Raw genomic sequence first — 26,746 nt, 5'->3', positions numbered from 1 at the left:
TCAACCACGATAGGGCTCGGCGCTCAGGCCGTGCTTCTTGAGCTTGTCGTAGAGTGTCTTGCGCGGCAGCCCCAGCCGTTCGCAGGCCATCACCACCTGACCTTTGCTGGCCGCCAGGGCTTCGCGAATCAGCGCGGCCTCGAACGCCTCCATGCGCTGCGGCAGCGATTGCGCCTGCGTGGCTGCCTTCACGTTGTGCTCCAGTTCCCCCAGCTCGCCTGATTCCCTCGATGCTCCTGATGCATCCCGCTCGCACGTGCCGGTGGTGATGCCTTCTCTGTCCGCCTCTCTTGCGGCTTCCGTGCTGTTCACGGCCGGGCTACTCGTGCCCGTGGTGAGCGGTCGCCCTTCCGCCATGCTGTCGCCGATGTTGCCTTCCAGCCCGCCCAGCAGCACATGACGCTCCGCACAGTTTCTCAGCTCACGCACGTTGCCCGGCCAGTCATGCGCCAGCAGTGCCTGCAGGGTGGTGGCGTCCAGCGGTGGGACTTCCAGACTGGTGCGTTCGCTGGCCAGAATCGCGAAGTGCCGGAACAGTTGCAGGATATCTTCGGCATGCTCGCGCAGTGGCGGCAGATATAGCGTGACCACGTTCAGGCGGTAGTAGAGGTCTTCGCGAAACTCGCCGGCGCTGGCCGCTTCACGTAGATCCCGCTTGGTGGCGGCGATGACGCGGATGTCGATGGGGCGTGGCGTATTGCTGCCGAGCCGCTCGATACTGCGCTCCTGCAGCACCCGCAACAGCTTGATCTGCAACGACATCGGCATCGATTCGATCTCATCGAGGAACAGGGTACCGCCGTCGGCGTGTTCCAGCTTGCCGATGCGGCGCTCGCTGGCACCGGTGAAGGCGCCTTTCTCGTGGCCGAACAGTTCCGACTCGATCAATGTCTCCGGCATGCCGCCACAGTTGAGCGCCACGAAGGGCTTGCTGGCGCGGGCGCTGCGCTCGTGCAGACAGCGGGCGACACGGTCCTTGCCGGCGCCGGTCTCGCCATATAGCAAGGTGTCGGCATCGACTGCCGCCAGGCGTGAAACCTGGGCATCCAGGCGCTGCATGAGGTCACTGCTGCCCACCAGCCTGGGGCCGGCGCTGTTGCGCTGGGTATCCAGCTGTTCGCGCAGCGAGCGGTTCTCCAGTGCCAGCCGGCGGGCGGCCACCGCGCGCCGTACGCCATCGAGCATGCGCTCGCGATCGAAGGGCTTCTCGATGAAATCCCAGGCACCGGCCTGCATGGCCGCGACGGCGGTATCGATGTCGCCATGACCGGTCATCACGATCACCGGCAGCTCGTCATCCACGGCATGTGCCGCGTGCAGCAGGCTCAGGCCATCCATGCCCGGCATGCGAATGTCCGTGATCACCACACCCTCGAAGGGCGCCTCGGCGCGCAGGATTTCCAGCGCCTGCTCGGCACTGGCCAGCGGGCGAGTGCGGTAATCGGCCAGCATCAGGCTCTGGCTCAGGCTGTCGCGCAGGTGCGGTTCGTCATCCACCACCAGCACCTGCATGTCGGTATTCGTGACGTCGCTCATGACGGCTCCTGTGAATGGTTGGCGGTGGGTGGCATCGGGGGTTGTGAGGGCATCGAGAGCGCCGGCAGCGTCAGCCGGAACAGTGCGCCACCCAGCGGCGAGGGGTGCGCCTCGAGGGTGCCGCCGAGGTCGGCGACGATACGCGCGCTGATCGATAACCCCAGCCCGAGCCCCTGGCCGTCGGCGCGCTGGGTATAGAAGGGTTCGAACACGCGCACCAGTTGCGATGGCTCGAGGCCGGGGCCGTTGTCGTGGACTTCCAGCACGACCTGATCACCGGCGCTGCCCGTTTTCTCATGCAGGTCGAGCTGGATGCTGGGGGGCTCCGTGCGCTCGGGGGGCATGTCGGCCAGCGCGTCCAGCGCATTGCCGATCAGGTTGACCAATACCTGCTCCAGACGCACCGGCTCGGCGCGCACTTGGGCCAGCGTTGGACCCGCTTCGCGAATGAGGGTCACGCCGAGCGCCTCGCAGCGTGCATGCAGCAGGCGCAGGGCATAGTCGAGGCTGGTGGTGAGGTCGATGGCCTCCAGACGGTCACCGCTCTTGCGTGAGAACTGACGCAGCTGCGCGCTGATCTCGCCCATGCGCTGGGTCAGCTCGGTGATCTGGCGCAGGTTGCTCTCGACCTGGGAGGTCTGGGCGCGAGCGAGGAAGGCAGTCGCGTTCTCGGCATAGGCGCGGATGGCGGCCAAAGGCTGATTGAGCTCGTGATTGATGCCGGCGGCCAGCTCCCCCAGCACCGCCAGCTTGGCGGTCTGGATCAATTCATCACGCGTCTCGCGCAGCTCGCGTTCGGCGCGGGTGCGCTCCTCGACTTCGGCACTCAGGCGCGTGTTGCTGGCGGCGAGGTCGCGGGTACGCTCGACCACCCGTTGCTCGAAGGCATCGCGTGCCTGAGCGAGCTGCTCGGCCTGGGCACGGCGTTCGCTGACATCGAAGACCGTGACCAGCCATCGTGGACCATGGGGGCTGGGCAGTGGCGAGCAGGAAAGCTCCAGTGGTACCGCGACTCCCTCGCGCAGGCCATGCACTTCCAGCGGCCCGACGGCGCGGTCCTGGGTCAGGCGGTCCAGCAGGTGGCGCTCGGCCGGCAGGAACAGCTCGCGCAGATCACGCCCTTCGCGGGCGCTGGGCTGGCGGGTTGAGTCTTCCGGTGAGGTGTCGGCGCTCAAGGGCGAGCCGAACAGCGCGATGGCCGTCGGATTGAGATACACCAGCCGCACCCGCTCATCGAGGATACACAGGCCAGCCTGAGTGCGGTCGATGATGCCGCGCACCCGTTGCTGGCTGCTGGCGAGATTCTGGCGCTCGCGCTCGGCGAACAGGCGACGCTCACGCAGGATGCGCAGTCGCTGCCAGCCCAGCCCTGCCAGCAGACACAGCAAGGCATAGCCACCGGCCGCGAGACCGGCTGTCTGCCAGATACCGCTGCGCAGCGGAGCCAGTGGCTTGAGTACATGCAGGCGCCAGCCGATATCCGGCAGTGGCTGGGACAGGCTCAACCAGGCGTGCTGCCAGAGATCCCCCGGTGTCAGCTGCAACAATTCGATGGAGGTCGTGTCGCGGCGCGACTCAAGGGGCGAGCCCAGCAGCTCCGGCAGCGCCTCGCGATGATGCAGGCGCAGCGGACGCAGGCGCTGATTGGCATAGCGCTGGGTATCGAGCAGTCGGTTGCGTGTCTCCTCGCTGAGTGGCTCCAGCGTGCGCAGCACCCGCTGCGCCTGGCTGGCGATGAAGATCACGCCATGCGGATCAGTGACCATGATGTCGGCATTCTGGTCGAGCCACGCCGCCTCCAGCGCCTCTATCTGCACCTTGACCACGGCCACGCCACGTCGCCCCTGCGGGCTGGTGACGGCGGCACTGAAGAAGTAACCGCGCTCACCGGAGCTGGTGCCCAGCCCGTAGAAGCGGCCTTCGCCACCATTGATGGCGTCTTGCCAGTAGGGGCGGAAGCGGTAGTTCTGGCCGATGAAGGTGTTGGCGGAGCGCCAGTTGCTGGCGGCGATGGTGGTGCCGGTGTCATCGACCAGATAGAGGTCCGAGATGCCGGCCAGCTCACGCATGCGGTCCAGGCGCTGATTGAGCGCCACTTCCGCGCTGAGATCTTCAGGGTGATCCAGAAAGTCGCGCAGCTGGTCATTCTCTGCCACCAGCCTGGGCAGATAGGCGTGTCGATTCAGTTGGCCGCGCAGGCTGGCGGCAGTCAGACGCAGTTCGTTGTCTGCCTCATGCCCCAGGCGCTCCAGCCCCTGGCTGCGCGCCATCGAGACCGCCTGCCACACGCACAGCATCAGCCCCAGCGGTAGCACTACCGCCAGTACGAGACGCCACAGCTGGGGCAGGCGCGTATCCTTCATCGGCAAGCCTTCATGTTCAGGCCCTCATCTCAAGCGCTGCTTATCCGGAACTTCATGTTCAGCCAGGGCGTCATGACTGAATGTCATGAGCCATCCGGCGCCGCCTGGGCACGGCGCAAGGCGCGCTGGGCACGAGTCTCGGCGCGTTCCAGTTCCAGCAGTGAATCCTCGACGAAGACCAGATGCTCATGGGCGGCGTTGCGCGCATCTTCCGCGCGGCCTTCCATGATCGCCTCGAACAGGCTGCGGTGTTGCTGGATCAGGCGCGGGCGTGATTCCGGCTTCTCGAACAGGTGGCGCAGGTTGGCCACGATACTCTTCTCCAGCAACTGGAACAGGCTGCGCATCGAGTGCAGCAGCACCACGTTGTGCGCGGCCTCAGCGATGGCGAGGTGGAAGGCGGCATCGGCACCGGCTTCGCGCTCTGGGTCACGTCCCTCGAAGCTCTTCTCCAGGTCCTCGAAGCGCTGGCGCAGCATTGCCTTGTCGGCAGGTGTGGAGCGCATGGCGGCGTAGTAGGCGCTGATGCCTTCCAGCGCATCACGAAATTCCAGCAGATCGAGATTGAACTCACCGTGGCGACCCAGCAGCGCGCTGAGCGGGTCGGACCAGGCGCGCGCCAGCTCTTCAGAGACATAGGTGCCGCCGCCCTGACGTGAGGTTAGCAGTCCGCGCGCGGCCAGTTTCTGGATGGCCTCCCGCACGGAGGGGCGCGAGACTTCGAACTGCTCGGCCAAGGTGCGCTCGGGTGGCAGGCGCTCGCCGGGTTTCAGGCTGCCTTCGATGATCATGCTTTCGAGGCGTTCGGTGAGTACATCGGCGATACGGGGTTGGCGGACGGGGGCGTAACGCATGGAAGTGTCCTTGCGGCAAAGGTGAAAGGCGGAGCCGAACGCTGGAAGGCCAGAGTGCGGCAGGCAAGAGAGGGGTGCTTGCGGCGCTGCCGATGATCAGTGTGGCCCGTGGGCATTCCACGCCACAGCCGACATTGGTCTTACCAATATGTGTGATAACCACGCCTCGCGTGGGAGATGAGGACTATCAATAATTGGTAAGACCAATTTTACGCAATAGAGATGCTTTGACCAATGTCTAGATACCTTATGCGACATGATGTTTGACCCCTTTCGAGGCGACGCCTAGATTATGCCGAAGCACATCAGGGTAAATTGGTATTACCAATTTATCGGAAGGCCTGACCCAAGGGTGCGCCAACCCCCGAGTCCTTCACTGCCGTGCCAGACAACAATCACAACAATTCGCCTGCGGAGTTTCCGTCATGTCCGAGCCACTGCTGGCCTTGCTGGCCTTCACCCCTATCCTGCTGGCGGGCATCCTGCTCGTCGGTCTGCAATGGCCCGCGCGTCGCGCCATGCCATTGGTCTTCCTCGTCACCGCTGTCATCGGCTATTTCGTGTGGCAGATGTCGCTGACGCGCATTCTGGCCTCCACGCTGCAGGGGCTGATGGTGACCGTCTCGGTGCTGTGGATCATCTTCGGCGCCATCTTTCTGCTCAATACGCTCAAGCATTCCGGGGCGATCGCGGTAATCCGCGGCGCCTTCACCACCGTCAGTCCCGACCGCCGCGTACAGGCCATCATCATCGCCTGGCTGTTCGGCAGCTTCATCGAGGGGGCTTCCGGCTTCGGGACGCCTGCGGCCATCGCGGCGCCGTTGCTGGTCGCCATCGGCTTCCCGGCGCTGGGGGCGGTGATGGTGGGCATGATGATCCAGTCGACGCCGGTATCCTTCGGGGCGGTGGGCACGCCGATCGTGATCGGCGTGAATGCGGGCCTCGACAAGGCCAATCTCGGTGAGCAGCTGCTGGCGAACCATTCCAGCTGGGAGGCCTTCCTGCAGCTGATCACCTCGGAAGTCGCCATCGTGCATGGCATCGTCGGCCTGCTGATGCCGCTGTTCATGACCGTGATGATGACGCGCTTCTTCGGGGCGAAGAAAAGCTGGAGCGAGGGGCTGTCGATAGCACCGTTCGCGTTGTTCGCCGGCCTGTGCTTCACGCTGCCCTACGTGGCGGCAGGTATCTTCCTCGGCCCGGAGTTCCCGTCACTGATCGGCGCTCTGGTCGGCTTGATCCTCGTGGTGCCAGCGGCGCGTGCCGGCTTTCTATTGCCGAAGGACAGCTGGGATTTTCCGCCCGAGGCCGAGTGGCCCAGGCATTGGCTGGGTGACCTGACGCTGGAGCGCGATGACGTCGAGGCCGCCGCGGCGGGCAGAAAGCCGCTGCCTCTGTGGCTGGCGTGGTTGCCCTATGGGCTGATCGCGTTGCTGCTGGTCGCCTCGCGCGTATCGAGTGACTTCAAGGGCTGGCTGGTCAGCGTGCAATTCAGTGCCACTGACCTGCTGGGTGCCAGCGGCATCTCCGGCGCGATACAGCCGCTCTATCTGCCTGGCGGCATCATGGTCTTCGTGGCGCTGATCACGCTGTTGCTGCATCGCATGGCCTCTCGCCAGCTGGTGGCGGCGGCCAGCGAATCCTGGCGCACACTGGTCGGCGCCGGCTTCGTGCTGGTGTTCACCATTCCGATGGTGCGCATCCTGATCAACTCCGGCGTCAATCTGAACGATCTGGCGTCCATGCCGGTGGTGATGGCGGACGTGGTGGCTGACAGCCTCGGTCAGGCCTACCCGTTGTTCGCCTCGGGCATCGGCGCGCTGGGGGCCTTCATCGCCGGCTCCAATACGGTTTCCAACATGATGCTGTCCCAGTTCCAGTTCAACGTCGCCGCCCAGCTCGGGCTGTCGGGAGCGCTGATGGTGGCGCTGCAGGCGGTCGGGGCCGCGGCTGGCAACATGATCGCCATCCACAACGTCGTGGCGGCCTCGGCGACCGTCGGTCTGCTGGGGCGTGAAGGACGTACCCTGCGCATGACGGCGATTCCGACCACCTACTATCTATTGGCCTCCGGCGTGCTGGGCATTCTGGCGTTCCATCTGGTGGGCCTGAGTGACCCGCTGCTGCCATAAGCGTGATCCGTGCTGACTGATACCCTGAAAGACATCCTGACTGACTAAAGAGACTGGCCATGACCGTCGCTGCTGCCCCTGACTCCACTGCTCACCCTGCCATGGGCGGGCATGCCTCACCCCAGGCGCGAGCTGCTGCCTATGACGCCCTGCGCGAGGCGTTGGCGCAGCACATTCCCGGTGAGCGCCTGATCCATGATCCGCTGCGCACCCTGGCCTACGGCACGGATGCCAGCTTCTATCGGCTGGTGCCGCAGCTGGTGGTGCGGGTGCATGACGAGCAGGAGCTTGGGCATGTGTTGCGCGAGTGCCGGACGCGCAAGCTGCCGGTGACCTTCCGTGCGGCGGGGACGTCGCTGTCCGGACAGGCGTTGACGGATTCGGTGCTCATCCAGCTGGGCGGCGAGTGGCGAGGGGCGCAGGTGCTGGAGCAGGGCAGCCGCATCTGCCTGCAGCCGGGGGTGATCGGGGCGCGTGCCAATCAGCTGCTGGCCCCCTTCGGGCGCAAGATCGGCCCGGACCCGGCTTCGATCAACAGCTGCATGATCGGCGGCATCGCGGCCAACAATGCGTCCGGCATGTGCTGCGGCACGGCACACAACAGTTATCGCACCGTCGAGGACCTGCGCGTCATTCTCGCCGATGGCACCTGCCTGGATACGGCGTCGCCGGAGAGTGTGCAGGCCTTTCGTGCCAGCCATGGTGGCCTGCTGGCGGAGCTGGAGCGCATGGCGGCCAGTGTGCGCGCCGACCCTGAGCTGGCCGAGCGCATCCGCCACAAGTACCGCCTCAAGAACACCACCGGCTATAGCCTCAATGCACTGGTCGACTATGCCGATGGCCTCGAGATCCTCAAGCATCTGATGATCGGTTCGGAAGGCACCCTGGGTTTCATCGCCTCCATTACCTATCGCACCGTGATCGAGGAGCCGCACAAGGCAGCGGCGCTGGTGTACTACCCGAACATCGATGCAGCCTGTCGCGCCACCATGTTGCTGAAGACGGCTCCGGTCGCGGCGGTGGAGCTGATGGACCGCGCGGCGCTGCGCTCCGTCGAGGACGCACCGGGCATGCCGGACGAGTTGCGCACCCTGCCGGAAGCGGCGGTCGCGCTGCTGGTGGATGTGCGGGGCGCGCATCATCAGGAGTTGGAGGCGCGCATGGCCGAGGTGGGCCGCGTGCTGGAAGGCATCGAGACCTGCGAGTCGTGGGCCTTCACTCAGGATGCGCAGCGTTATGCGCTGTACTGGAAGATCCGCAAGGGCCTGTTCCCGGCGGTCGGCGCAGTGCGTGATCTGGGGACCACCGTGATCATCGAGGATGTCGCCTTCCCCATCGAGCGGCTGGCGGAAGGCGTCGGTGCGCTGACGGAGGTCTTCCAGCGGCATGGTTACTCCCAGGCGATCCTGTTTGGTCACGCGCTGGAGGGCAATCTTCACTTCGTCTTCCCACAGGGCTTCGAGCGCGAAGGTGAGGTGGAGCGCTATCAGGCGCTGATGGATGACGTCGCGCAGCTGGTGGGGCAGGAATATGGTGGCTCGCTCAAGGCCGAGCATGGTACGGGTCGCAACATGGCGCCTTATGTAGAGCTTGAGTGGGGCAAGGATGCCTATGCCCTGATGTGGCGAATCAAGGAGGCCTTCGATCCGGACAACCTGCTCAACCCGGAAGTGATCCTGACGCGCAATCCTCGCCTGCATCTGGAAAACCTCAAGCCACTGCCGGCAGCGGACCCGCTGGTGGACCGCTGCATCGAGTGCGGTTTCTGTGAGTCGGTCTGTCCGTCGAAGAATCTGAGCCTGACGCCGCGCCAGCGCATCGTCATCCGGCGGGAGATCGCTCGCCTGGCTGCGCTCGAGGCACCGGATGATGCACAGCGCGACCAGCTGGCAGCGCTCAGGAAGGAATACGCCTATCAGGGCATGGAGACCTGTGCGGGGGATGGCCTGTGCGCGACCCAGTGTCCGGTCGGCATCAATACCGGTGATCTGATCCGGGGATTGCGTCATGAAGAGAACGCCGGTGCCGATCATCCAGGCAAGGTGAAGGTGGCGCAGTGGGCCGGAGAGCATTTCACTCGTGTCACCAGTGGCATGCGTGGGGTGCTCAGGCTGGCGGATGGGCTGCATGGCGCCGTCGGCACGCGCAACATGCGTCGCCTGACCCGGGCTGCTCGCAAGGTGTCCGGTGACAGGGTGCAGCAATGGACTCCCAGCATGCCGGCGGCCGCGCCGCGCCCGTATCTCAAACGTCTGGCACAACCCTTGGGTCGCAGTGAGGCGCCGAATGGGCACGTCGTCTATTTTCCGTCCTGCGCCACGCGTGTCTTCGGGGTCGCTACTGATGATCGCGATCCACGCAGTGTCACCGAGATGGCGCTGGCCTTGATGGACAAGGCTGGCTTCGAGGTCGTGCTGCCGAAAGGGGTGGAGGCGCTGTGCTGTGGGATGGCCTTCCAGTCCAAGGGTCAGTTCGAGGCGGGAGATGCCAAGGCCGCCGAGTTGGCAACGGCGCTGGTGGAGGCGAGTGACGACGGACGGCTGCCGATCTTCTGTGATACCAGCCCGTGCCTGGCACAGGCTCAGGCCTATGCGCGCGAGCATCTTGAAGTGTCGCTCACCTTGGTCGAGCCGGTGCAGCTGGTCCTCGACTATCTATTGCCTTATCTCTCGATCACACCGCTCAAGGCAAGAGTCGCGGTGCATGTCACCTGCTCCAGTGTCCGCATGGGGCTGGCAGAGCAGTTCGTGGCGCTGGCGCGGCAGTGCGCCAGTGAAGTCGTCGTACCGGAAGAGATCACCTGCTGCGGCTTCGCCGGCGACAAGGGCTTCAGTACCCCGGAGCTCAATGCCTCGGCATTGAAGGGGCTGAAGGAGGTAGTGGCCGATTGCGACTACGGAGTTTCCAATTCGCGCACCTGCGAGATAGGGCTGAGTGATCACTCCGGACTCAGCTATCAATCGATTCTCGGTCTGGTCGATAGAGCATCGGCACCAAGGTGATGGGAGGTGTTCGAGATGCATGACGCCCTGATGACAATCTCTTGAAAAAGCCCTTGCCCTCGCGGCGGTTCGTGCGTAAAGTACGCATCCGCTGCCGGGGACGCATGGCGTCACCAGCGGTGAAAGAGGTTTGCAGGTAATTGTTTTGCTTGATGTTTTTGAAGCATGCTTCGAAATCATCGATTGACAACCCCGGGCGATTCGCTAGAATACGCCGCACTCCTTACGGAACAGGTGATCGAGCAATGCTCCTCACCGCTTGATGATGCTTAGAGGCAGTCGACTGACTCATCATCAAGTGCTTGACTTTTCAAGCGTTCTGGGTAGAATATGCCTCCTCGCTTCACAGCGACGCTCTTTAAAAATTTGATCAGGTAATTCGTGTGAGCGCTTGCCGATGAGTGGTGACAAGGTCATCAAATATCGGAGCAAGCCTCTCACGAGAAGTTTGACTCTGAACCAAGTTTGGTCTGCTTAACAGACTATCAAGCTTTCAACTGAAGAGTTTGATCATGGCTCAGATTGAACGCTGGCGGCAGGCTTAACACATGCAAGTCGAGCGGAAACGATTCTAGCTTGCTAGAAGGCGTCGAGCGGCGGACGGGTGAGTAATGCATGGGAATCTGCCCGATAGTGGGGGACAACCTGGGGAAACTCAGGCTAATACCGCATACGTCCTACGGGAGAAAGCAGGGGATCTTCGGACCTTGCGCTATCGGATGAGCCCATGTCGGATTAGCTTGTTGGTGAGGTAACGGCTCACCAAGGCGACGATCCGTAGCTGGTCTGAGAGGATGATCAGCCACACTGGGACTGAGACACGGCCCAGACTCCTACGGGAGGCAGCAGTGGGGAATATTGGACAATGGGCGAAAGCCTGATCCAGCCATGCCGCGTGTGTGAAGAAGGCCTTCGGGTTGTAAAGCACTTTCAGCGAGGAAGAACGCCTCGGGATTAATACTCCCGAGGAAAGACATCACTCGCAGAAGAAGCACCGGCTAACTCCGTGCCAGCAGCCGCGGTAATACGGAGGGTGCAAGCGTTAATCGGAATTACTGGGCGTAAAGCGCGCGTAGGTGGCTAAGTCAGCCAGGTGTGAAAGCCCCGGGCTCAACCTGGGAACGGCATCTGGAACTGCTTGGCTAGAGTGCAGGAGAGGAAGGTAGAATTCCCGGTGTAGCGGTGAAATGCGTAGAGATCGGGAGGAATACCAGTGGCGAAGGCGGCCTTCTGGACTGACACTGACACTGAGGTGCGAAAGCGTGGGTAGCAAACAGGATTAGATACCCTGGTAGTCCACGCCGTAAACGATGTCAACTAGCCGTTGGGTCCCTTGAGGACTTAGTGGCGCAGCTAACGCAATAAGTTGACCGCCTGGGGAGTACGGCCGCAAGGTTAAAACTCAAATGAATTGACGGGGGCCCGCACAAGCGGTGGAGCATGTGGTTTAATTCGATGCAACGCGAAGAACCTTACCTACCCTTGACATCCAGAGGACTTTCCAGAGATGGATTGGTGCCTTCGGGAACTCTGAGACAGGTGCTGCATGGCTGTCGTCAGCTCGTGTTGTGAAATGTTGGGTTAAGTCCCGTAACGAGCGCAACCCCTATCCTTATTTGCCAGCGAGTAATGTCGGGAACTCTAAGGAGACTGCCGGTGACAAACCGGAGGAAGGTGGGGACGACGTCAAGTCATCATGGCCCTTACGGGTAGGGCTACACACGTGCTACAATGGCAAGTACAAAGGGTTGCAATACGGCGACGTGGAGCCAATCCCATAAAGCTTGCCTCAGTCCGGATTGGAGTCTGCAACTCGACTCCATGAAGTCGGAATCGCTAGTAATCGTGGATCAGAATGCCACGGTGAATACGTTCCCGGGCCTTGTACACACCGCCCGTCACACCATGGGAGTGGACTGCACCAGAAGTGGTTAGCCTAACCTTCGGGAGGGCGATCACCACGGTGTGGTTCATGACTGGGGTGAAGTCGTAACAAGGTAGCCCTAGGGGAACCTGGGGCTGGATCACCTCCTTATCGACACTGTCTATCGCTCGCGGCAAGTGCTCACAACGAATTACCTGATCTTATTGCTGGCTTAGCCGGCAGTGGCAAGCGTGCTCAACAGAGCGCGCTTCTCACTGTTCTCTGAACAGCCGCTCTTTAACAATGTGAATCATGCTGACGATGGAATGTGCGCCAAGCACATCTCCATCAACACGATATGTCGGAGAGGTCCGACAGATTCGTAATCCTTGACAGACCCCTTGGGGTTATATGGTCAAGCGATTAAGCGCATACGGTGGATGCCTTGGCAGCCAGAGGCGATGAAGGACGTGATAGCCTGCGATAAGCGTTGGCGAGGTGGCAAATACCCTGCGACCCAACGATTTCCGAATGGGGAAACCCACTCACCATCAGGTGAGTATCTATAGGCCAATACATAACCTATAGAGGCAAACCCGGGGAACTGAAACATCTAAGTACCCGGAGGAAAAGAAATCAACCGAGATTCCCCAAGTAGCGGCGAGCGAACGGGGACCAGCCCTTAAGCGTGACAACTGACAGGCGAACAAGCTGGGAAGCTTGACGATACAGGGTGATAGTCCCGTAGTCGAAGTCTGAGTCACGTGAAATCGAGTAGGTCGGGGCACGAGAAACCCTGACTGAACATGGGGGGACCATCCTCCAAGGCTAAATACTCCTGGCTGACCGATAGTGAACCAGTACCGTGAGGGAAAGGCGAAAAGAACCCCGGCGAGGGGAGTGAAATAGATCCTGAAACCGTATGCGTACAAGCAGTGGGAGCACCTTCGTGGTGTGACCGCGTACCTTTTGTATAATGGGTCAGCGACTTATATTCTGTGGCGAGCTTAACCGTATAGGGGAGGCGTAGGGAAACCGAGTCTTAACTGGGCGACCAGTCGCAGGGTATAGACCCGAAACCGGGCGATCTATCCATGGCCAGGGTGAAGATTGAGTAACATCAATTGGAGGCCCGAACCCAAGTATGTTGAAAAATGCTGGGATGAGCTGTGGATCGGAGTGAAAGGCTAATCAAGCCCGGAGATAGCTGGTTCTCCTCGAAAGCTATTTAGGTAGCGCCTCGCGTATCACCGCTGGGGGTAGAGCACTGTTTCGGCTAGGGGGTCATCCCGACTTACCAACCCGAGGCAAACTCCGAATACCAGTGAGTGCAGCGTGGGAGACACACAGCGGGTGCTAACGTCCGTTGTGAAAAGGGAAACAACCCAGACCGTCAGCTAAGGTCCCAAAATCCTGATTAAGTGGGAAACGATGTGGGAAGGCTCAGACAGCTAGGAGGTTGGCTTAGAAGCAGCCATCCTTTAAAGAAAGCGTAATAGCTCACTAGTCGAGTCGGCCTGCGCGGAAGATATAACGGGGCTAAATCAGGTACCGAAGCTACGGGTTCATCCTCTGGATGAGCGGTAGAGGAGCGTCGTGTAAGCCAATGAAGGTGGATTGAGAAGTCTGCTGGAGGTATCACGAGTGCGAATGCTGACATGAGTAACGATAAGGGGAGTGAAAAACTCCCCCGCCGGAAGACCAAGGTTTTCTGTTCTACGTTAATCGGAGCAGAGTGAGTCGGCCCCTAAGGCGAGGCGGAAACGCGTAGTCGATGGGAAACGGGTTAATATTCCCGTACCGGATGTGGTTGCGATGGGGGGACGAAGAAGGCTAGGTGAGCCAGGCGTTGGTTGTCCTGGTGAAAGCATGTAGGCCGAGGAATCAGGCAAATCCGGTTCCTCCGAGGTCGAGATGCGAGACGAACTGACCACGGTCAGGAAGTCATCGATGCCACGCTTCCAGGAAAAGCCTCTAAGCTTCAGACCACATGCGACCGTACCCCAAACCGACACAGGTGGTCAGGTAGAGAATACCAAGGCGCTTGAGAGAACTCGGGTGAAGGAACTAGGCAAAATGGCACCGTAACTTCGGGAGAAGGTGCACCGGTTCGAGTGAAGGACTTGCTCCGTAAGCTCTTACCGGTCGAAGATACCAGGTGGCTGCAACTGTTTATTAAAAACACAGCACTCTGCAAACGCGCAAGCGGACGTATAGGGTGTGACGCCTGCCCGGTGCCGGAAGGTTAATTGATGGGGTTAGGATTCGTCCGAAGCTCTTGATCGAAGCCCCGGTAAACGGCGGCCGTAACTATAACGGTCCTAAGGTAGCGAAATTCCTTGTCGGGTAAGTTCCGACCTGCACGAATGGCGTAATGATGGCCACGCTGTCTCCACCCGAGACTCAGTGAAATTGAAATCGCAGTGAAGATGCTGTGTACCCGCGGCTAGACGGAAAGACCCCGTGAACCTTTACTATAGCTTTACACTGGATGCTGATGTTGTCTGTGTAGGATAGCTGGGAGGCTTTGAAACCGCGTCGCCAGATGCGGTGGAGCCAACCTTGAAATACCAGCCTGACATCATTGGCGTTCTAACTCAGGTCCGTCATCCGGATCGAGGACAGTGTATGGTGGGTAGTTTGACTGGGGCGGTCTCCTCCTAAAGAGTAACGGAGGAGCACGAAGGTACCCTCAGCACGGTTGGAAATCGTGCATTGAGTGCAAGAGCATAAGGGTGCTTGACTGCGAGACAGACACGTCGAGCAGGTACGAAAGTAGGTTCTAGTGATCCGGTGGTTCTGTATGGAAGGGCCATCGCTCAACGGATAAAAGGTACTCCGGGGATAACAGGCTGATACCGCCCAAGAGTTCACATCGACGGCGGTGTTTGGCACCTCGATGTCGGCTCATCACATCCTGGGGCTGAAGTCGGTCCCAAGGGTATGGCTGTTCGCCATTTAAAGTGGTACGCGAGCTGGGTTTAGAACGTCGTGAGACAGTTCGGTCCCTATCTGCCGTGGGCGTCGGAAGTTTGAGAAGAGCTGCTCCTAGTACGAGAGGACCGGAGTGGACGAACCTCTGGTGTTCGGGTTGTCATGCCAATGGCATTGCCCGGTAGCTACGTTCGGACGGGATAACCGCTGAAGGCATCTAAGCGGGAAGCCCCCTTCAAGATGAGACTTCCCTGAGGCCTTGCGCCTCCTGAAGGGCCCTTGAAGACTACAAGGTTGATAGGCTGGGTGTGGAAGCACAGCAATGTGTTGAGCTAACCAGTACTAATTGCCCGTGAGGCTTGACCATATAACACCCAAGGGGTTTGCCCAGGCAAACCGCCGGGATTGCGACAGGATCGACGACATATCGGTCAGCATGATTCATATTGCGAGTCGCGAGGTCACAAGCCTCGAGGCTCAGGCATCGCAAGATGCCACCGTTTCGCCTGACGACCATAGCGAGCGTGAACCACCCGATCCCATGCCGAACTCGGAAGTGAAACCGCTTAGCGCCGATGGTAGTGTGGAGCTTCTCCATGTGAGAGTAGGTCATCGTCAGGCACTTATACTGAACCGCCCCTGTAGCCTTGCTGCAGGGGCGGTTCTCTTTGTGCTCAGGAAAAATTGGCGCAAAAGAAAAGCCGTGAGCAGAAAGACGTGCATGGAAAAGTGGTGCGAGAGAAAAGCCTTCCCAGGCTGCGCAAGAAGAAAGTCTTTGGCTCATCATCGTGCTGTGATGGTTCTGTCATTGACGGAAAATGAAGTGCGCTTGTTATTTATCCCTGGTTTTGCCAAGAACCTCCCCTGCAGATTTTACTGTAGGGGTGTATTTTTATGCGGCTTGAGGCACCTCATATGGGGCTGTCAGCGTCGGAGTTCATCAGAGGGATGCTTATTTCCATCATGTCTGGGCCGGAAGTGGTGCCATTCAGGATGTTTTTTTGCGCAAGGCTGTGTTTTTTCGTGCGCCGCCAGGCGAAGAAAAGAATAGTCGAGACGAGGTTTTTGCCAGAGATCGCCTGGCTGGAGTGCTCCAGGTGCCAGAACCAAGGGCGTGAAGACAAAATCTGACCTGATCTTCAAAAAGCCCTTGCCCTCACGGCGGTTCGTGCGTAAAGTACGCATCCGCTGCCGGGGACGCATGGCGTTACCAGCGGTGAAAGAGGTTTGCAGGTGATTGTTTTGCTTGATGTTTTTGAAGTTCGCTTCGGAATCATCGATTGACAATCCCGGGCGATTCGCTAGAATACGCCGCACTCCTTACGGAACAGGTGATCGAGCAATGCTCCTCACCGCTTGATGATGCTTAGAGGCAGTCGACTGACTCATCATCAAGTGCTTGACTTTTCAAGCGTTCTGGGTAGAATATGCCTCCTCGCTTCACAGCGACGCTCTTTAAAAATTTGATCAGGTAATTCGTGTGAGCGCTTGCCGATGAGTGGTGACAAGGTCATCAAATATCGGAGCAAGCCTCTCACGAGAAGTTTGACTCTGAACCAAGTTTGGTCTGCTTAACAGACTATCAAGCTTTCAACTGAAGAGTTTGATCATGGCTCAGATTGAACGCTGGCGGCAGGCTTAACACATGCAAGTCGAGCGGAAACGATTCTAGCTTGCTAGAAGGCGTCGAGCGGCGGACGGGTGAGTAATGCATGGGAATCTGCCCGATAGTGGGGGACAACCTGGGGAAACTCAGGCTAATACCGCATACGTCCTACGGGAGAAAGCAGGGGATCTTCGGACCTTGCGCTATCGGATGAGCCCATGTCGGATTAGCTTGTTGGTGAGGTAACGGCTCACCAAGGCGACGATCCGTAGCTGGTCTGAGAGGATGATCAGCCACACTGGGACTGAGACACGGCCCAGACTCCTACGGGAGGCAGCAGTGGGGAATATTGGACAATGGGCGAAAGCCTGATCCAGCCATGCCGCGTGTGTGAAGAAGGCCTTCGGGTTGTAAAGCACTTTCAGCGAGGAAGAACGCCTCGGGATTAATACTCCCGAGGAAAGACATCACTCGCAGAAGAAGCACCGGCTAACTCCGTGCCAGCAGCCGCGGTAATACGGAGGGTGCAAGCGTTAATCGGAATTACTGGGCGTAAAGCGCGCGTAGGTGGCTAAGTCAGCCAGGTGTGAAAGCCCCGGGCTCAACCTGGGAACGGCATCTGGAACTGCTTGGCTAGAGTGCAGGAGAGGAAGGTAGAATTCCCGGTGTAGCGGTGAAATGCGTAGAGATCGGGAGGAATACCAGTGGCGAAGGCGGCCTTCTGGACTGACACTGACACTGAGGTGCGAAAGCGTGGGTAGCAAACAGGATTAGATACCCTGGTAGTCCACGCCGTAAACGATGTCAACTAGCCGTTGGGTCCCTTGAGGACTTAGTGGCGCAGCTAACGCAATAAGTTGACCGCCTGGGGAGTACGGCCGCAAGGTTAAAACTCAAATGAATTGACGGGGGCCCGCACAAGCGGTGGAGCATGTGGTTTAATTCGATGCAACGCGAAGAACCTTACCTACCCTTGACATCCAGAGGACTTTCCAGAGATGGATTGGTGCCTTCGGGAACTCTGAGACAGGTGCTGCATGGCTGTCGTCAGCTCGTGTTGTGAAATGTTGGGTTAAGTCCCGTAACGAGCGCAACCCCTATCCTTATTTGCCAGCGAGTAATGTCGGGAACTCTAAGGAGACTGCCGGTGACAAACCGGAGGAAGGTGGGGACGACGTCAAGTCATCATGGCCCTTACGGGTAGGGCTACACACGTGCTACAATGGCAAGTACAAAGGGTTGCAATACGGCGACGTGGAGCCAATCCCATAAAGCTTGCCTCAGTCCGGATTGGAGTCTGCAACTCGACTCCATGAAGTCGGAATCGCTAGTAATCGTGGATCAGAATGCCACGGTGAATACGTTCCCGGGCCTTGTACACACCGCCCGTCACACCATGGGAGTGGACTGCACCAGAAGTGGTTAGCCTAACCTTCGGGAGGGCGATCACCACGGTGTGGTTCATGACTGGGGTGAAGTCGTAACAAGGTAGCCCTAGGGGAACCTGGGGCTGGATCACCTCCTTATCGACACTGTCTATCGCTCGCGGCAAGTGCTCACAACGAATTACCTGATCTTATTGCTGGCTTAGCCGGCAGTGGCAAGCGTGCTCAACAGAGCGCGCTTCTCACTGTTCTCTGAACAGCCGCTCTTTAACAATGTGAATCATGCTGACGATGGAATGTGCGCCAAGCACATCTCCATCAACACGATATGTCGGAGAGGTCCGACAGATTCGTAATCCTTGACAGACCCCTTGGGGTTATATGGTCAAGCGATTAAGCGCATACGGTGGATGCCTTGGCAGCCAGAGGCGATGAAGGACGTGATAGCCTGCGATAAGCGTTGGCGAGGTGGCAAATACCCTGCGACCCAACGATTTCCGAATGGGGAAACCCACTCACCATCAGGTGAGTATCTATAGGCCAATACATAACCTATAGAGGCAAACCCGGGGAACTGAAACATCTAAGTACCCGGAGGAAAAGAAATCAACCGAGATTCCCCAAGTAGCGGCGAGCGAACGGGGACCAGCCCTTAAGCGTGACAACTGACAGGCGAACAAGCTGGGAAGCTTGACGATACAGGGTGATAGTCCCGTAGTCGAAGTCTGAGTCACGTGAAATCGAGTAGGTCGGGGCACGAGAAACCCTGACTGAACATGGGGGGACCATCCTCCAAGGCTAAATACTCCTGGCTGACCGATAGTGAACCAGTACCGTGAGGGAAAGGCGAAAAGAACCCCGGCGAGGGGAGTGAAATAGATCCTGAAACCGTATGCGTACAAGCAGTGGGAGCACCTTCGTGGTGTGACCGCGTACCTTTTGTATAATGGGTCAGCGACTTATATTCTGTGGCGAGCTTAACCGTATAGGGGAGGCGTAGGGAAACCGAGTCTTAACTGGGCGACCAGTCGCAGGGTATAGACCCGAAACCGGGCGATCTATCCATGGCCAGGGTGAAGATTGAGTAACATCAATTGGAGGCCCGAACCCAAGTATGTTGAAAAATGCTGGGATGAGCTGTGGATCGGAGTGAAAGGCTAATCAAGCCCGGAGATAGCTGGTTCTCCTCGAAAGCTATTTAGGTAGCGCCTCACGTATCACCGCTGGGGGTAGAGCACTGTTTCGGCTAGGGGGTCATCCCGACTTACCAACCCGAGGCAAACTCCGAATACCAGTGAGTGCAGCGTGGGAGACACACAGCGGGTGCTAACGTCCGTTGTGAAAAGGGAAACAACCCAGACCGTCAGCTAAGGTCCCAAAATCCTGATTAAGTGGGAAACGATGTGGGAAGGCTCAGACAGCTAGGAGGTTGGCTTAGAAGCAGCCATCCTTTAAAGAAAGCGTAATAGCTCACTAGTCGAGTCGGCCTGCGCGGAAGATATAACGGGGCTAAATCAGGTACCGAAGCTACGGGTTCATCCTCTGGATGAGCGGTAGAGGAGCGTCGTGTAAGCCAATGAAGGTAGATTGAAAAGTCTGCTGGAGGTATCACGAGTGCGAATGCTGACATGAGTAACGATAAGGGGAGTGAAAAACTCCCCCGCCGGAAGACCAAGGTTTTCTGTTCTACGTTAATCGGAGCAGAGTGAGTCGGCCCCTAAGGCGAGGCGGAAACGCGTAGTCGATGGGAAACGGGTTAATATTCCCGTACCGGATGTGGTTGCGATGGGGGGACGAAGAAGGCTAGGTGAGCCAGGCGTTGGTTGTCCTGGTGAAAGCATGTAGGCCGAGGAATCAGGCAAATCCGGTTCCTCTGAGGTCGAGATGCGAGACGAACTGACCACGGTCAGGAAGTCATCGATGCCACGCTTCCAGGAAAAGCCTCTAAGCTTCAGACCACATGCGACCGTACCCCAAACCGACACAGGTGGTCAGGTAGAGAATACCAAGGCGCTTGAGAGAACTCGGGTGAAGGAACTAGGCAAAATGGCACCGTAACTTCGGGAGAAGGTGCACCGGTTCGAGTGAAGGACTTGCTCCGTAAGCTCCTACCGGTCGAAGATACCAGGTGGCTGCAACTGTTTATTAAAAACACAGCACTCTGCAAACGCGCAAGCGGACGTATAGGGTGTGACGCCTGCCCGGTGCCGGAAGGTTAATTGATGGGGTTAGGATTCGTCCGAAGCTCTTGATCGAAGCCCCGGTAAACGGCGGCCGTAACTATAACGGTCCTAAGGTAGCGAAATTCCTTGTCGGGTAAGTTCCGACCTGCACGAATGGCGTAATGATGGCCACGCTGTCTCCACCCGAGACTCAGTGAAATTGAAATCGCAGTGAAGATGCTGTGTACCCGCGGCTAGACGGAAAGACCCCGTGAACCTTTACTATAGCTTTACACTGGATGCTGATGTTGTCTGTGTAGGATAGCTGGGAGGCTTTGAAACCGCGTCGCCAGATGCGGTGGAGCCAACCTTGAAATACCAGCCTGACATCATTGGCGTTCTAACTCAGGTCCGTCATCCGGATCGAGGACAGTGTATGGTGGGTAGTTTGACTGGGGCGGTCTCCTCCTAAAGAGTAACGGAGGAGCACGAAGGTACCCTCAGCACGGTTGGAAATCGTGCATTGAGTGCAAGAGCATAAGGGTGCTTGACTGCGAGACAGACACGTCGAGCAGGTACGAAAGTAGGTTCTAGTGATCCGGTGGTTCTGTATGGAAGGGCCATCGCTCAACGGATAAAAGGTACTCCGGGGATAACAGGCTGATACCGCCCAAGAGTTCACATCGACGGCGGTGTTTGGCACCTCGATGTCGGCTCATCACATCCTGGGGCTGAAGTCGGTCCCAAGGGTATGGCTGTTCGCCATTTAAAGTGGTACGCGAGCTGGGTTTAGAACGTCGTGAGACAGTTCGGTCCCTATCTGCCGTGGGCGTCGGAAGTTTGAGAAGAGCTGCTCCTAGTACGAGAGGACCGGAGTGGACGAACCTCTGGTGTTCGGGTTGTCATGCCAATGGCATTGCCCGGTAGCTACGTTCGGACGGGATAACCGCTGAAGGCATCTAAGCGGGAAGCCCCCTTCAAGATGAGACTTCCCTGAGGCCTTGCGCCTCCTGAAGGGCCCTTGAAGACTACAAGGTTGATAGGCTGGGTGTGGAAGCACAGCAATGTGTTGAGCTAACCAGTACTAATTGCCCGTGAGGCTTGACCATATAACACCCAAGGGGTTTGCTCCGGCAAACCGCCGGGATTGCGACAGGATCGACGATATATCGGTCAGCATGATTCATATTGCGAGTCGCGAGGTCACAAGCCTCGAGACTCAGGCATCGCAAGATGCCACCGTTTCGCCTGACGACCATAGCGAGCGTGAACCACCCGATCCCATGCCGAACTCGGAAGTGAAACCGCTTAGCGCCGATGGTAGTGTGGAGTTTCTCCATGTGAGAGTAGGTCATCGTCAGGCACTTATACTGAACCGCCCCTGTAGCCTTGCTGCAGGGGCGGTTCTCTTTGTGCGCAGGAAAAGTGGTACGCAGGAAGAGTCGTGTGCGAGACAGAAGCTGCGCTGAGCAAAGAATGCTGAGCAGAGTGAGCTTGCGCTGAGAGCAGTGCTCTAAGAGCGCCCAGGATCAATTGAGAAAGCCCGGCTCCCTCAGGAGTCGGGCTTTTTGCGTTCAATGTGCAAATACGGCATTGAGAGATAGACAGCATGAGGTGCCAGGCAAAATGCCGTAGTCTTTGAGCACGACTCTTCGGTGACGGACTGGGCAATGGATGAGCTGATGTTGGTGGGCGTCATGATGGCGTTGCTGGTACTGGGTGGTTCCTTGATGGGGTGGCTCAGCATGCTGCGCATCAAGGCGCTGGAGCAGCGACTGCGCGACATGGAGGTCAGGCTTGCTCGCGAGCTCCCTGTTCATGGAGCTCCGGTTATGCACACCCCCTTGCGAGAAGGGGGTGTGGACAAATCGTCTGGCGAAGTGCCACCCCTGGAGGGGCTGGCAGCATTCGGTGCAACACCTCCGATCAGCGACTCGCGAGTCGCTGGATCATCCAGTGGCGGCCGCTCTCTGTCCTACCGGCTGCTTCAGCGCTTGTTGCATGGCGCTGCCTCCAGTCGTTCAGGCGAGGTGGGGCAGGGCGCAGACCCCGCAAGCAAGACATCAGAAGTGCTGCCGGGGGGGATGTCACGTCTGCTGACGCTGCTCCAGGAACACTGGATGATTCTTGTGGGTGCCTTGTCTCTGGTGATGGCAGGCATCCTGCTCGTTGGGTACTCCCTTGAGCAGGGCTTGCTGGGGCCGGGGGTACGGCTGGCGTTGGGACTCGGGTTCGGCCTGAGCATGACGGTATTGGCTGAGTGGATGAGGTTGCGTACATCCCAGTCATCGAGTTTGACAGGCGCCGTCAGTGGCGCCGGCAGTCTGGTGCTCGCGGCGAGTCTGTTGGCTGGTCACTTTCTGCTTTCGCTGGTGTCCATGCCGGTTACCTTCGCACTGTTGGCAGCCTTGAGTCTATGGATGCTGGAGCGTGCGCGGCATCACGGGCCGTGGCTGGCAGCATTGGGCATGCTGGGCGGATACGCCCTGCCTTTGGCACTGCCCCTTCACCAGCAGTGGCAGGAGGCCTCAACCTTGCTGTTGCTGGGGCATGTGGGTGTGATCGCGGCGGCATGTCGGGTGCTGTATCGGCAGGTTGCGGTGAGCTGGCTGTATTGGGGCGGTCTGGTGGGGGCGCTCACCTGGTGGTTGCTGTTGATGCCCTTCGGCATCTCCTCTGGCACGACATTGCTGGTGGGGCTGTTGTCTTGGGGGAGTGGTGCCTGGCTGGCCTTGCTGGCGCTGGGTTATCTGTGGGAGCGGGATCCATTCACGGGCGCCGCAGAAAAGAATGGGCGACAAGCGAAGGCCTCACTTGCGGTCTGGTTGCCTTGGCGTGCATCTATTGAGCTGCGTCGGCACTGGCTCGCCGGGGGCCTTGTCTCGGCGAGCGTCGTGCTGGGGCTCTGGCTGCCCTGGCTGGGGGGGCTCGAGCATGGTGTGTCCATTGACGCTTTGGTGGAGCCTTCCGGTATGGGCGGCTCCGGTGTGAGCCAGTGGCATCGGGGGTGGCTGGCTAGCCTCATGCCGATGCTGGTGATTGCCTGGTCTAGTCGGCGCCATGCAGTGCTGTGGTCGATGGTCGTTGCCGGCAACGGGCTCTGGCTGCTGGTGTGGGGGCTTGCTTTGACGGCATCGCATTCGAGCAGCGTGATGTTCAGCCCGTTGATATTGAGTGTCGGTCTGTTGTCGCTGGCGCGTTGGCGGCCGCATCATGATGCGGGTGAGGGAGCAGAGAGGCCGCTTGCAGCCTGTTGGTGGGCATTGGCGACCATGGTGCCGCTGCTGGCGTGGGCTCTGGCACTCTGGCAGGACGTCATGCCATGGTCGACCGAGGCGAGCGATGCAGAGAGGCTGATCAACACAGGGTTGCCGCCATTGATCTGGGGGCTGGTGTGCTGGGCAGGTGCCATGCGTTTTCAGGCGCGTGAAGGTGCTCAGCTTGCCGCTGGGCTGTGGCTGCCCGCGCAGGCCGGGATATTCCTTGCCCTGGTGGCAGTGCTGGAGGGGCCATCGCTGACCCTGGCGCTGGCGCTGCAACTATTGGGTTTGACCGTTTGTGAATGGCGCTGGTATCGCGAGGGTCATATCGCAGGGCGTTCCGTGTTTGCTGAGCTGTCACGCTTGCTGGCGTGGGGCGTCGTGGTTCGCTTGATGTGTGGCGTGGCAAATGACAGCTATGCCGATATCGCGCACTGGCCACTGCAGATATTCCTGCCGGTGCTGGCATGTGTCGCTCTCAACAGTTATGGCATGCGCCATCGCATGCATGTCCAGCGCTGGTTGGAAGGGGTCGTGATACAGCTGGCGCTTGCCACGACCGTGCTGGAGGTTCGCTACCTGCTGACGGATGGTCAGCCTTTCACGGGGCACCTTTCATTCCCGGAGCTGTCCGTGCAGGTGCTGGCACTTGGTGGTGTGGCGGCGGGCTATGCCTGGCGTGCCAGCGGCTCGGTCCAGAATGTCGCCTTGTATCGCACATTGGCCTATGTCGTTGGAGGGCTGGCAGCAGTCATCTGGCTTGCGGGTGTCGTATTGGCGTACAACCCGCTATGGCAGGGGGCTGATGTGGGCCGCTGGCCGCTGGTGAACTGGCTGCTGCCTGCCTATGGTATGCCAGCATTGGGGGCTGTTCTGGTCTGGCACCTTGCGGGGGCCGGCACGCGACTGCGTCATCTCTGCGAGGTGGCGGGGCTGCTGGCTCTTGGTTTATGGATCGGGATGAGTCTGCGACATGTCTGGCATGGATACGCGCTGGAGTTCTGGCACGGGGTCGAGCAGGCTGAACTCTATGCCTACAGCATTTCACTGCTGGCCGTTTCAGCCGTTCTCGTGATCAGTGGTGCGCGGATGGGGCAGTCACATTGGCAGCGGGTGGGGCAGGGGGTGCTGGTGATGACGGTTCTCAAGGTCGTAATCTGGGATACCGCGACGCTGGAGGGGCTGTGGCGTGTAGGGTCATGGTTGGGGCTGGGCAGTGTCCTGATGCTGCTTTCCGCCTTGTTCAACCGCCTGGCGGGGGCGGGAGTGCGTGCCGGGGAGCGGGATTGACGAAAAGAGCGTTATCTTTGGTCGTTGTTCTTGGCTCGCAAGCCCATGAATCCGATAGAATGTGCGCTTTTGCACAGGGGCAGGCCTCCGCATGACCATCCGTGATCTCATTCGTCTACTTGGAGATGGTGGCTACCACTCCGGAGAGGCCCTGGGCGAAGAGCTCGGGGTGTCGCGTACGGCGGTCTGGAAGCAGCTCAAGAAACTTGAGGCGCTCGACATTCCGCTGGAAGCCATCAAGGGGCTTGGCTATCGACTGGCCAACCCCATCGAGTTGCTCGATGGTCAACAGATCATCGAGGCGTTGCCGCGCGAGACTCGCAAACACCTGACGCGCCTGTTCGTCGAGGAGTCGGTGGACTCGACCAATACCTTCATTCGCGAGCGCTTTCGTCAGGGGGCTGGCCATGCCGAGGTCTGTCTGGCTGAGGTGCAATCGGCTGGGCGTGGCCGTCGTGGGCGCGAGTGGGAGACTCCCTGGGGGCGCAGCCTGGTCTTCTCGCTTGGCTGGCGTTTTGAATCAGGTGCTGCATCGCTTGAGGGCCTGAGTCTGGCGATCGGTGTGGCAGTCGCGGAAGTGCTCGAGGCCGATGGGCTGCCCGCGCGCCTCAAGTGGCCCAACGATGTCCTGCTGCAGATCCAGAAGGATCAACCCAAGATAGCCGGCATTCTGGTCGAGGTGACGGGAGATGTATCCGGCCCCTGTGATGTCGTCATCGGTATCGGCATGAATATCGAGTTGCCGGCGTCCCGGCGCGAGGCGATCACTCAACCGGTGGCTGCGGTACGTGACATCATTCCCGGTGCTTCGCGCAATCGCTATGCCGCGCGTCTGATGGAGTCGTTGCTGGCGCTGTTGCCTGAGTTCGAGTCGCAGGGCTTTGCCGGATGGCAGGCGCGCTGGAATGAGCGCAATGCCTTCAAGGGGCGTGATGTGGTCATTCTGCGTGGAGACAGACGAGAAGAAGCCGTGGCAGAAGGTGTCGATATCAATGGAAATCTCGAGGTGCGCATGAATGGCGAAACCATCACTCTCGCCGGTGGCGAGATCAGTCTGCGCGCCGTCTCATGATTCTGGATCTTGATATCGGTAATACCTTGTCAAAGTGGCGTCTCAAGGACACCGTTTCCAGCGAGATCCGCTCACGCGGCGCCGTCTGGACGCGAGAGGAGTGGCGGCCGGGCGAGGACATTCCTGACCTGGATGTCGTCACGGCCGTGCGTATCTCCAGCGTGGCGCGCAAGCAGGTGCTGGATGAGACGGTGGAATTGCTGCGCAAGCAGGTCGGCGTCGTGCATGTCGCGCACTCGACGCGGGAGGCGCTGGGCGTCACCTGCGGCTATGAAGAACCGCAACGCCTGGGCGTCGATCGCTGGTTGGGCGCGCTCGCCGGCCATCATCTTACCGGGGGTTGTTGCAGCGTCGATTGCGGTAGTGCGATCACGGTGGATTTCGTGCTGCCGGGAGGCAAGCATCTTGGAGGCTATATTCTCCCGGGTCTGCGCTTGATGAAGGAAAGCCTCAAGCTGGGCACACGCAATGTGGCCATCGACCCGGATACCGAAGTGGATACGCTGCTGGCGCCGGGGCGCAATACCGTGGAGGCCGTGAATCATGGCATCTACATGGCGGCCGTCAGCGCGGTCAATCGTCTCTATGCCGAGGTCTGCGATCGTGAAGGGGTGGCCTTGCCGCTGCTGCTGACCGGCGGTGACGCGCGGGTAGTGGCGCGCGGTCTGCGGGTGCCGCATGCGCTGTGGCCGGACATGGTGTACGCCGGTCTGGAGGCGCTGTATCCATTGACCGCTGCCGAGCGGGCAGGGCGTCTGTCAGGTGCGCCCGACCAGCCGCGAGTGCCTGATCTAGAAAAACTTCGCTCAGGGCTTGCGCTCACCCAGATGCTTTGACATACTACGTCCCGTTCTGAGGCGATACATTCCCTCAAGCGCTTGAAGTAGAATGAAATCAAGCACTTGACAGCGTATCCCAAGCGACGTAAGATTCGTCGTCACAGATGGTGGGGTTCCCGAGTGGCCAAAGGGAGCAGACTGTAAATCTGCCGCGAAAGCTTCGAAGGTTCGAATCCTTCCCCCACCACCAGATTCGCTTATGATGCCGCGCGCATCAGGGGCAGCAAGAGTTGGAAAGCGGGCATAGTTTAATGGTAGAACCTCAGCCTTCCAAGCTGATGACGCGGGTTCGATTCCCGCTGCCCGCTCCAGTTCATCTCGCCAGTCGAGATTGCGCAAAGGTTTTGCTCGTGTAGCTCAGGGGTAGAGCACACCCTTGGTAAGGGTGAGGTCGGCGGTTCAAATCCGCCCACGAGCTCCATACAACGGAAAGGCGAGTCGTGGTTT

General features: G+C 59.5%; 9 protein-coding genes, 3 tRNA genes and 6 rRNA genes. 14 read left to right on the top strand and 4 right to left on the bottom strand.

The window, feature by feature from the left end; translation table 11 throughout:
- The 3 genes from AC5WNI_RS16490 to AC5WNI_RS16480 form a co-directional block, all read right to left on the bottom strand.
- On the bottom strand, positions 1-1,536 hold the full coding sequence (locus AC5WNI_RS16490) for a sigma-54-dependent transcriptional regulator (protein ID WP_254627216.1): 1,536 nt from the start codon (positions 1,534-1,536) through the stop codon (positions 1-3).
- Positions 1,533-3,899 (bottom strand): ATP-binding protein, encoded by a 2,367-nt coding sequence (locus AC5WNI_RS16485; RefSeq protein ID WP_175090652.1) that lies wholly within the window; start codon positions 3,897-3,899, stop codon positions 1,533-1,535. Before AC5WNI_RS16485 ends, AC5WNI_RS16490 begins: the two co-directional genes overlap by 4 nt.
- A gap of 83 nt (positions 3,900-3,982) precedes the next feature.
- Positions 3,983-4,753, bottom strand: coding sequence for an FCD domain-containing protein (locus tag AC5WNI_RS16480; protein WP_054556318.1), 771 nt, complete (start codon positions 4,751-4,753; stop codon positions 3,983-3,985).
- Between the two features lie 425 nt (positions 4,754-5,178).
- On the opposite strand from AC5WNI_RS16480, the gene AC5WNI_RS16475 reads away from it, so the two are divergent.
- The 5 genes from AC5WNI_RS16475 (at position 5,179) to rrf (AC5WNI_RS16455) (ending at position 15,306) form a co-directional block, all read left to right on the top strand.
- Entirely contained in the window at positions 5,179-6,885 is a 1,707-nt protein-coding gene (locus tag AC5WNI_RS16475) for an L-lactate permease (protein WP_175090653.1), read from the top strand.
- 59 nt (positions 6,886-6,944) lie between these two features.
- Complete coding sequence (locus AC5WNI_RS16470; protein WP_254627217.1) at positions 6,945-9,887, top strand: FAD-binding and (Fe-S)-binding domain-containing protein; 2,943 nt, start codon at positions 6,945-6,947, stop codon at positions 9,885-9,887.
- 494 nt (positions 9,888-10,381) lie between these two features.
- Positions 10,382-11,922 (top strand): 16S ribosomal RNA (locus AC5WNI_RS16465).
- Positions 11,923-12,164: 242 nt separating this feature from the next.
- Positions 12,165-15,052, top strand: a 23S ribosomal RNA gene (locus AC5WNI_RS16460).
- A 138-nt stretch (positions 15,053-15,190) separates the two neighbouring features.
- A 5S ribosomal RNA gene (gene rrf / locus AC5WNI_RS16455) occupies positions 15,191-15,306 on the top strand.
- A gap of 303 nt (positions 15,307-15,609) precedes the next feature.
- On the opposite strand, the gene AC5WNI_RS16450 is transcribed toward rrf (AC5WNI_RS16455), so the two are convergent.
- On the bottom strand, positions 15,610-15,972 hold the full coding sequence (locus AC5WNI_RS16450; protein ID WP_368447830.1) for a hypothetical protein: 363 nt from the start codon (positions 15,970-15,972) through the stop codon (positions 15,610-15,612).
- A 304-nt stretch (positions 15,973-16,276) separates the two neighbouring features.
- Between AC5WNI_RS16450 and AC5WNI_RS16445 the strand changes: the two genes are divergently transcribed.
- The 9 genes from AC5WNI_RS16445 (at position 16,277) to AC5WNI_RS16405 (ending at position 26,720) form a co-directional block, all read left to right on the top strand.
- Positions 16,277-17,817 (top strand): 16S ribosomal RNA (locus AC5WNI_RS16445).
- A gap of 242 nt (positions 17,818-18,059) precedes the next feature.
- Positions 18,060-20,947: ribosomal RNA gene (locus AC5WNI_RS16440) — 23S ribosomal RNA — on the top strand.
- 138 nt (positions 20,948-21,085) lie between these two features.
- Positions 21,086-21,201, top strand: a 5S ribosomal RNA gene (gene rrf, locus AC5WNI_RS16435).
- The 16S, 23S and 5S rRNA genes sit together here, the layout of an rRNA operon.
- 307 nt (positions 21,202-21,508) lie before the next feature.
- On the top strand, positions 21,509-24,388 hold the full coding sequence (locus AC5WNI_RS16430; RefSeq protein ID WP_348994702.1) for a DUF2339 domain-containing protein: 2,880 nt from the start codon (positions 21,509-21,511) through the stop codon (positions 24,386-24,388).
- Between the two features lie 91 nt (positions 24,389-24,479).
- Entirely contained in the window at positions 24,480-25,460 is a 981-nt protein-coding gene (locus AC5WNI_RS16425) for a biotin--[acetyl-CoA-carboxylase] ligase (RefSeq protein WP_043334904.1), read from the top strand.
- Entirely contained in the window at positions 25,457-26,296 is an 840-nt protein-coding gene (locus AC5WNI_RS16420) for a type III pantothenate kinase (protein ID WP_175090305.1), read from the top strand. Before AC5WNI_RS16425 ends, AC5WNI_RS16420 begins: the two co-directional genes overlap by 4 nt.
- Before the next feature lie 109 nt (positions 26,297-26,405).
- Positions 26,406-26,489, top strand: a tRNA-Tyr gene (locus tag AC5WNI_RS16415).
- 47 nt (positions 26,490-26,536) lie between these two features.
- Positions 26,537-26,610 (top strand) — tRNA-Gly (locus AC5WNI_RS16410).
- Between the two features lie 35 nt (positions 26,611-26,645).
- A tRNA-Thr gene (locus tag AC5WNI_RS16405) sits at positions 26,646-26,720 on the top strand.
- The last annotated feature ends 26 nt before the right edge of the window (positions 26,721-26,746 follow it).

Source organism: Cobetia sp. PDI-12MA, assembly GCF_059507695.1.
This window is presented reverse-complemented; position numbering and strand designations above follow the sequence as displayed.

What these genes read in the sequence shown, in the direction of transcription:
- AC5WNI_RS16470 (WP_254627217.1), top strand. Translation starts at nt 6,945, where the DNA reads ATGACCGTCGCTGCTGCCCCTGACTCCACTGCTCACCCTGCCATGGGC.
- AC5WNI_RS16485 (WP_175090652.1), bottom strand. Translation starts at nt 3,899, where the DNA reads ATGAAGGATACGCGCCTGCCCCAGCTGTGGCGTCTCGTACTGGCGGTA.
- AC5WNI_RS16480 (WP_054556318.1), bottom strand. Translation starts at nt 4,753, where the DNA reads ATGCGTTACGCCCCCGTCCGCCAACCCCGTATCGCCGATGTACTCACC.
- AC5WNI_RS16425 (WP_043334904.1), top strand. Translation starts at nt 24,480, where the DNA reads ATGACCATCCGTGATCTCATTCGTCTACTTGGAGATGGTGGCTACCAC.
- AC5WNI_RS16420 (WP_175090305.1), top strand. Translation starts at nt 25,457, where the DNA reads ATGATTCTGGATCTTGATATCGGTAATACCTTGTCAAAGTGGCGTCTC.
- AC5WNI_RS16490 (WP_254627216.1), bottom strand. Translation starts at nt 1,536, where the DNA reads ATGAGCGACGTCACGAATACCGACATGCAGGTGCTGGTGGTGGATGAC.
- AC5WNI_RS16475 (WP_175090653.1), top strand. Translation starts at nt 5,179, where the DNA reads ATGTCCGAGCCACTGCTGGCCTTGCTGGCCTTCACCCCTATCCTGCTG.
- AC5WNI_RS16430 (WP_348994702.1), top strand. Translation starts at nt 21,509, where the DNA reads ATGGATGAGCTGATGTTGGTGGGCGTCATGATGGCGTTGCTGGTACTG.